The sequence below is a fragment of the Halanaerobaculum tunisiense genome (genome assembly GCF_054657635.1).
Genome location: NZ_BAAHYI010000012.1, coordinates 75,301 through 82,223, shown reverse-complemented (window position 1 = coordinate 82,223; position 6,923 = coordinate 75,301). Strand labels below are relative to the sequence as shown.

Annotated in this window: 8 protein-coding genes; all 8 read left to right on the top strand. The window is 33.4% G+C overall.

The features are described 5' to 3' along the window. Positions 1-237: 237 nt before the first annotated feature. Complete coding sequence (locus tag ACYQ3D_RS10640) at positions 238-1,194, top strand: aminopeptidase (RefSeq protein WP_459838350.1); 957 nt, start codon at positions 238-240, stop codon at positions 1,192-1,194. Positions 1,195-1,214: 20 nt separating this feature from the next. Further along, entirely contained in the window at positions 1,215-1,784 is a 570-nt protein-coding gene (locus ACYQ3D_RS10635) for a glycerol-3-phosphate responsive antiterminator (RefSeq protein ID WP_459838349.1), read from the top strand. A 116-nt stretch (positions 1,785-1,900) separates the two neighbouring features. Then, on the top strand, positions 1,901-2,224 hold the full coding sequence (locus ACYQ3D_RS10630; protein ID WP_459838348.1) for an ArsR/SmtB family transcription factor: 324 nt from the start codon (positions 1,901-1,903) through the stop codon (positions 2,222-2,224). 70 nt (positions 2,225-2,294) lie between these two features. Further along, entirely contained in the window at positions 2,295-3,392 is a 1,098-nt protein-coding gene (arsB, locus tag ACYQ3D_RS10625) for an ACR3 family arsenite efflux transporter (RefSeq protein ID WP_459838347.1), read from the top strand. Positions 3,393-4,027: 635 nt separating this feature from the next. Continuing rightward, the gene (gene dhaK / locus ACYQ3D_RS10620; RefSeq protein ID WP_459838346.1) at positions 4,028-5,020 is read left to right on the top strand and encodes a dihydroxyacetone kinase subunit DhaK; all 993 of its coding nucleotides are present in this window, start codon (positions 4,028-4,030) and stop codon (positions 5,018-5,020) included. A gap of 17 nt (positions 5,021-5,037) precedes the next feature. Then, positions 5,038-5,652 (top strand): dihydroxyacetone kinase subunit DhaL, encoded by a 615-nt coding sequence (dhaL, locus tag ACYQ3D_RS10615; protein ID WP_459838345.1) that lies wholly within the window; start codon positions 5,038-5,040, stop codon positions 5,650-5,652. 1 nt (position 5,653) lies between these two features. Then, on the top strand, positions 5,654-6,049 hold the full coding sequence (gene dhaM / locus ACYQ3D_RS10610; RefSeq protein WP_459838344.1) for a dihydroxyacetone kinase phosphoryl donor subunit DhaM: 396 nt from the start codon (positions 5,654-5,656) through the stop codon (positions 6,047-6,049). A 52-nt stretch (positions 6,050-6,101) separates the two neighbouring features. Then, positions 6,102-6,902 (top strand): MIP family channel protein, encoded by an 801-nt coding sequence (locus tag ACYQ3D_RS10605; RefSeq protein ID WP_459838343.1) that lies wholly within the window; start codon positions 6,102-6,104, stop codon positions 6,900-6,902. Positions 6,903-6,923: the final 21 nt, after the last annotated feature.

Genomic DNA, 6,923 nt, shown 5'->3' with positions numbered 1-6,923 from the left:
CGTCTTTTTAAGATATAGTGGATAAATTGGTTTTTGGGGGGGGTGGGGGGACCAACCCACACCCCGGCACCATTTCTTTAGTTTAGAATTTACAATTGATAATTGATAATTAAAGTTTTAAATCATAAGTGATTATTTAATTTCTTGTAACCTGTTATAATAACAGGTTATTTTTTTATGTGTTAGGCAGGAATATAAAAGGTTAAAACACAAATAATAACATGAAGGAGGGGGAAAATGGAAGATTTACAATCTGCTGTAGAGATAGTACTTAAAGATTGTTTAGCAGTTGAATCTAGCGAACAAGTTTTATTGGTAGTTGATAAACCTTTAACTAAAATAGGAGAACTACTATTTACAACAGCTCAAGAAATAGGAGCTGATGTAGTACTAACTAAAATGTTACCTAGAGATAATCACGGGCAAGAACCACCAGAGATGATAGCAGAAGCCATGAAACAAGCTGATGTAGTTATTATGCCTACTTCTAAATCTTTATCTCATACACAAGCTAGAATTGAAGCTAATCAGGCTGGAGCTAGAGCAGTTACTTTACCAGGAATTACAGAGGAAATTATGCAACGAACTTTAACTGCAGATTATGAAAAAATCAAAGCTAGGAGTCTTCAACTAGCGAAAAGACTAAGTCAAGCGCAAGAAGCAAGAGTAACTGCTGCTAATGGAACAGATATTACAATGAGTCTTAAAACAAGAGAGGGACATCCCGATACTGGGATTTATCATCACCAAGGTGATTTTGGTAATTTACCCGCTGGAGAAGCATATATTGCTCCGTTAGAAGGAACAGCTACAGGAAAGTTTGTGATTGATGGTTCTCTTGTTTTAGATGAAGTAGGAACTGAGGAAATAGAATTAACTGTTGCTGAAGGGTATGTCACAGAAATTAAAGGAGCTAGGGCAGCTAAAAAACTAAAAGAGAAGATTAAACTCTATGGACAAGAAGCTTTAAATATTGCTGAGTTAGGGGTTGGTACTAATGATCAGGCTAGGATAAGTGGTAATATTTTAGAAGATGAAAAAGTAATGGGCACTATACATATAGCTATTGGGGATAATTCAGCTATGGGAGGAGAAGTTTCAGTTGCTAGCCATTTAGATGGTATAATTAAGAAGCCTAATTTAGAACTAGATGAAGAAGTAGTGATGGAGAATGGTAAATTATTAATTGATTAAGAAGTGAGGTGGGGAGAGGAATGTATATTGAACATATCTTAGATAGTCATCCTATTATAGCTGCTATTAAAAAACTAGAAGATTTAGAAGACATTCCGGAAGATAAAATAGATATAATTTTTATCTTACGCAGTAAGTTATCTAATTTGGAAAAAATAGTAGCAGAAGCAATGGAGTTAGATGTTTTAGTCTTTCTACATATTGATATGGTGAAAGGGATTGGGAATGATAAAGAGGCAATTAGATATTTAGCAACTGAGATAGGCATTGATGGGATTGTGACGACTAAAAGTTATTTGATCAAAGTTGCTAAAAAAGAAAATTTAATTACTATCCAACGATTATTTTTACTTGATTCTGAATCCTTACAAACCGGAATTAATATTATTAAAAGTAATAAACCTGATTTAATAGAAGTTCTACCAGGCTTAATAGTACCTGAATTAATTGATAAATTAAAAGAAAAGATTAATACTCCTGTTATTGCTGGGGGGTTAGTGCGGACTAAATCGCAAGCTAAAAGAATATTAGACCATGATGTATTAGGTATTTCTACTAGTCAAGATAAATTATGGAATGAAGAATTTTAAGGATGATTTAGGTTTTTTGATTGATTGTTAAGAAAATATATCTTGACAAAAAGGTTTTTATTTTTTATCATATAAATAGATATAAATATATTTATACAAAAAGGGGTTAAATGAAAATGAATAATATAGAAAAAGTCACAAGGGAATTAAAAGCATTAGCGGATCAGACAAGGTTACAGATTATTGATTTGCTTGCTTGTGGTCAAATGTGTGTCTGTGATTTAACTGAAGAATTAGATTTAAGCCAACCGAATATGTCTCATCATCTTAGAATACTTAAGAATGCAGAATTAATTATTGGAATTAAAAAAGGAAGATGGGTCTATTATAAGTTAAATCAGGAAAAATTAGAAGAATTAGAAGTTGATTTAAATCAAATAATTAATAAATCACCTACAGATTGTGATTTTGAAAGGAGTAATTGTGAGGATAGAGAATAAATTTTTACTTCAATTCTTAAGTTGTTTCTAAAAGAGTTATAGATTAATAAATAAAGGGGGGGCTTAAATGATGAGTCAACAAGAAGATAATGAAGAGCAGGTTAAGGAAGAGACAGCAGAGGGAGGATTAGGTTTTTTTGAGAGATACTTAACAATTTGGGTAGCACTTTGTATTGTTATTGGGATTGGAATTGGACGTTTTTTACCAGTGATTCCAGAAACACTTAGTCAGTTTGAATACGCTCAAGTTTCGATTCCAGTAGCTGTTTTAATCTGGTTTATGATTTATCCAATGATGGTTCAGATTGATTTTAGTAGTATTTTAGAAGCGGGAAAGAGACCTAAAGGGTTAGGTTTAACTTTAACAGTTAACTGGTTAATTAAACCCTTTACGATGGCTTTCTTTGGTTGGTTATTTTTAAAGAATATTTTTAGTCCTTTGATCAGTGCTAGTTTATCTGATCAATATGTAGCAGGAATGATCTTATTAGGAGCAGCTCCTTGTACAGCAATGGTTTTTGTCTGGAGTTATTTGACAGATGGAGATGCTAATTATACTTTAGTCCAGGTAGCAGTTAATGATTTAGTCTTAGTTTTTGCTTATGCTCCGTTGGTAATGTTGTTATTAGGGGTAACTGATTTTAATGTACCTTATGATACAGTCTTGTTATCTGTAGTATTATATATTATTGTTCCTTTAGTAGCTGGTTATTTATCCCGAAGATATATAATTAAGAATAAAGGTATTGACTGGCTAGAAAATGTTTATTTAGAAAAGTTAGATAACTTTACAATTATTGGTTTGTTACTAACTTTGATTATTCTTTTCTCTTTCCAAGGAGATATTATTTTAAATAATCCACTTGATATTTTATTAATTGCTATTCCACTAACGATTCAAACTTTCTTTATCTTTATCTTAGGGTATGGAGGGGCTAAACTGCTTAAGTTAGAACATGCAGTTGCCGCACCAGCAAGTATGATTGGAGCTAGCAATTTCTTTGAATTGGCAGTAGCAACAGCAATTTCCATCTTTGGTCTTAGATCAGGAGCTGCCTTGGCTACAGTAGTAGGTGTTTTAGTAGAGGTACCAGTTATGTTGGCTTTGGTAGGGATTGCTAATCGAACTCGAGATTGGTTTACTAGTAAAAATAACGGTTTAAGTTAAATTAGTGAAGGAATGATTTTTTCTTATGTTTTGATAAAAATAATATTGATATATAAAACTAACCTCTCTAATTAGAGAGGTTAGTTTTTCTAATGCTTCATAGAATGGAATCTAACTTTTTTAAAAAGAGAGAATTATAGAAGGAAGGATTAAAAAATACTATAAAGTAATTAAATTAGGGATTTATCTCCTTCTCCATTTTATATTAATACATTTAAGTAGTCTTTTTTATCATACATTGATAAGTTGTATCAAATTTAATCATAGCGAAAAAATAAATTTTTTCTTGCAAAAGATTGATTAGTGTGTTATTATATGGATAGTTAATAATTGAATAGTCAAGTTAAAGGGTAGAAAAAAAGAGAACCCCTACTTAACTTTAGGAGGATAAGAATGTCTTATCTATGTCATTCTATACCTATTATGGTTAAGTAGGGGTTTTTTGTTGACTATAATGTTATAATTTTATAATTGATTACAATTAATAACAATAATAACTTATGTATGAAATAAATAAAAATAAAAAATTATAACAAAATACTATAAGATTATAAGAGCTACTTAGTTGGCATAAGAGGTGTATTTAATGCAACTGGGTAGCTTTTTTATTTTTATTAAGGAAAGGAGAGATATTAATGCAAAAGAAGTTAGTCAACAAGCCAGAGGATGCCGTACAAGAGATGATAGAAGGAATAGTAGCTGCTGAGCCAGCTAGATATAGGAAATTAGAAGGATATAATGTGTTAGTTAAAAAAGATGCTTCGCTTAAGAAAGTTGCTTTAGTGTCTGGAGGAGGAAGTGGTCACGAACCTACTCATGCTGGATATGTAGGTGAAGGGATGTTAGATGCTGCTGTAGCTGGAGATGTATTTACTTCTCCTACGCCAGATGCTGTATATGAGGCAATTAAGGCTGTTGCTGGGGGAGAAGGAGTACTGTTGGTTATTAAAAATTATACAGGCGATGTAATGAACTTTGAAATGGCAGAGGATATGGCTGCAGCTGATGGAATAGAAGTTGAACATGTAGTAGTTAATGATGATGTAGCAGTAGAGGATAGTACTTATACAACTGGAAGAAGAGGAGTAGCAGGGACTATTTTTGTTCATAAAATTGCTGGCGCTTTAGCAGAACAGGGAGCTAGCTTACAAGAAATAAAAGAAGTGGCTGAGAAAGTGATTAATAATGTTAGAACTAAAGGAATGGCGTTATATCCATGTCGAGTTCCTTCGGCTGATGGATCTACTTTTACTTTAGAAGAAGATGAAATGGAATTAGGAATCGGAATTCATGGTGAACCAGGAACTGAAAGAACAACGGTAAAGTCAGCTGATGAAATTGTAGATCATTTAGTTGATAAGGTAGTAGAGGATTTACCTTTTAAAGCTGATGATGAAGTAGCAGTTATGGTTAATGGGATGGGCGGAACTCCTTTAATGGAATTATATATTGTTAATCGAAGAGTTAATCAAGTTTTGAGTGACAAAAAAATTAAGACTTACAAAACCTTTGTAGGAGAATATATGACTTCCTTAGAGATGGCTGGAGTATCTGTTACTTTATTAAAGTTAGATGAAGAGTTAAAGGAATTATTAGAAGCTCCAACTGATGTTAATTTGTTAGGTTAATTAGGGAGGGAATAAGAATGACTGATAAACTAGTAGATTTATTTATTAAAGTAGCTGATGAAATCATTGCTAATAAAGAGTATTTAACAAAACTAGATTCAGATATTGGTGATGGAGACCATGGGATTAATATGGCGCGAGGATTTTCTGCAGTTAAAGAAGAGCTTGCTAATTCAGAATTTAATGATCAAAGTCAAGTTTTGAAGAAAATTTCAATGACTCTGATTTCTAATGTAGGAGGGGCTTCTGGTCCTTTATATGGTACAGCTTTTTTAAAGGCTAGTCAGGTGATTGATGACTTATCTTTGACTAATTTAATTGAAGTAGGCGAGGCAGTAGTTACAGGGATCCAGAAGAGAGGTAAAGCAGAATTAGAAGATAAAACAATGTTAGATACTATTATTCCGATAGTTGATTATTTAAAGGAGAATCAGGAAGCTGGAAATAATTTAGAAGAAGCTTTGGGGGGAGTAGTAGAAGTTGCTGAAGAAGGAATGAAAAGCACTATCCCTTTAGTAGCTAAAAAAGGTAGAGCAAGTTATTTAGGTGACAGAAGTAAAGGACATCAAGACCCGGGGGCTACTTCGAGTTTTCTGATTATTAAAACAATAGTAGAAGAATTGGAGGATTAAGATGGTAGGAATCTTAATAGTTTCCCATAGTCAAGAAGTTGTTCAGGGATCTAAAAAATTAGCTGAGGAAATGATTCAGGAGCCAGTGCCCATAGAAGCAGTAGGTGGGACAAGTGATGGACGATTAGGTACTGATTCTAATTTAATCTATCAAACTTTGGATCAGATGGATAAATCCGAAGGAATAATAGTTTTAGCCGATATGGGGAGTTCAGTGATGAATACAGAATTAGCTTGTGAATTCTTTTCGCCAGATATACAGAAGAAGATTAGAATCGTTAATCTTCCATTAATTGAGGGAGCAATTAATTGTGCGCTCCAAGCTAGCTTTGGTAAGGGAATAGATGAAATATTAGCTAGTATTGATCTAGAGGAGTTAGTTATTAAAACATCTTAACTTAGGGTTCAACTTTGATTATATAATATAAGCTATAGAGGAGGAGTTAGTTATGAAAGAAGAGAACTTATTTGGAGAGTGTATTGCTGAGGTAATTGGAACAGCTATCTTATTATTCTTTGGAGCAGGGGTAGTAGCTAATTCAGTATTGGTTGGGGCTAATATTGGTTGGTGGTCTTTATGTTTACTCTGGGGTTTAGGAGTAGCAATGGCAGTTTATATTACTGGAGGAATTTCAGGAGCTCATATCAATCCTTCAGTAACAGTTGGTTTAGCAGCAGTAGGGGATTTCCCTTGGAAAAAGGTAATCCCTTATTGTGTCTCGCAAACAGTTGGTGCTTTTATAGGAGCGGCAGGAGCTTATTTTATTTATGCAGAACAGTTTACTGAAAAGACAGCAACTAATATGACTATTTTTCATACTATTGCCATGGATAATATATCTAATCCGAAAGCAATGATGATTGAACTAATCTTAACAATGGTATTATTAATGGGAGTAATGGCTATGACTGAACCTTTAAATAGTGAAGCACCAAAGGGATTAGGTGCAGCAATGGGAATTGGTATTTTAGTAGCTGCGATTGGTGGAATCGGTGGAACACTAACTGGTTTTGCAATTAATCCGGCTCGAGACTTTGGGCCCAAGTTATTTACAGCTTTAGCTGGTTGGGGATCGACTCCATTTACAGCTCATAATTTTTATTTCTGGGTTCCAATTGTTGGCCCGTTATTAGGAGGAGTTTTAGGGGCTGTTATTTATAAGAAGCTGTTGAGACCGCATTTGCCGGAAGTGTTGAAAAATAAAAATGAAACTTCTAAAGTTGAAGCTGGGGAAACTTCTACTGCATAAGTAAAAATTTTAATATTAATT